This is a genomic window from Nocardia sp. NPDC059228 (assembly GCF_042754245.1).
GTDB lineage: Bacteria > Actinomycetota > Actinomycetes > Mycobacteriales > Mycobacteriaceae > Nocardia.
On sequence record NZ_JBHZAL010000147.1, the window covers coordinates 1 to 1,171 of the forward strand.

General features: G+C 60.0%; 1 pseudogene. It reads left to right on the top strand.

The annotated features are described in order from the left end of the window. Positions 1-964: pseudogene (locus ACFXKA_RS43075) on the top strand (endonuclease); the annotation flags it as partial. Between the last annotated feature and the right edge of the window lie 207 nt (positions 965-1,171).

Consider the following 1,171-nt stretch of genomic DNA (forward strand, 5'->3'; position numbering starts at 1 on the left):
TCTCTACATCGGTCGCACCGAGCCGCTGACGAAGACAAAAACACTAGATCTGTACGAAGCTTTCGAAGCAGTCTGTCGTGATGAAGAGAACTTCCGCGCACAGTTGACGATGTACGCCGAACTGATTGATGGCAAGAAGCAATTGAGACCTGCGGAGATCCCTCCTCTGGTATCCCAGCACTTGCCAGGGCTCAAGCCGTCTGGCCGCAACAAAATGTTCAACGCCGAGCTGGTGGAGGTGCGTTCGCCGGGACAATGGGTGGAACCGACCGCGTATCCGACGCGGGGCTCGGAGCTGAAGGAAAACACTATGGCGTGGCTGCCGGCGCTGAAGGCACTGAGTACGGACTTCACAGTCCTGGTCACAGTCTCCGATACGGACCGGAGGAACACCCCCTATCGAGCCAAGACGGCAGTCCTCAGCCACCAGAAGCTGCTCGACATCATGAGCCATCTCACATGGGGCCGACCAGATCTCTTCCATCCCCACCTCGCTTATCTCAAGGACTCCAGTGACGCTGGCTGCGCAACTGACGACTGGGCGCTGATAGTTCCCCAGACCTCTGGCCCCTCAAGCATCGCGGCTGCAATTCTCGGGACCCAGCCCCTAACGCTCGTGCAGCGTGGACGGAACGCCCGAGGGATCTTTAACCGCATCTCCGGCATGTCCCATCGCCAGTCAGCCGAGCGCATCGCCGGCCTCCATCCGCTCAGCGAGGACGACCCGGAGGCCACTCAGCTACATCGGCCCCGACGGGGAGCCATCCTCCTCTACCCCGTAGTTGACTCAACTCTGGGTACCCCCTCAGCGCTCGTGACCAACGGCAGCATCGACCCAGACAAGGTCGTCATGGCTGCCGCCTTTATTCCCGCTGCCGGACAGACGGGAAAGCCGGTACCCTTCGTTCGGTTCCGCACGAAGGACAAAACCCGGCGCGACAAGGCGATCATCGAAGCATCCTGACCGGGATAGCAACGGACCCTGTGGTCCACAACAGAAAGTGAGTGATCTTCCGCATGCCCCGGCTTGTTCTTCAGCAGCCCGGCGAGCTCTGCGCGAACGCGGAGTCTGTTCCGGAGCACCTGCTGTTGCGGCCCGAGGATGACTCCGAATTGCAGTCAGTACTCGACTGGTTCAGAGATTATCCAGTAGGCCCGCTATATACAGAAG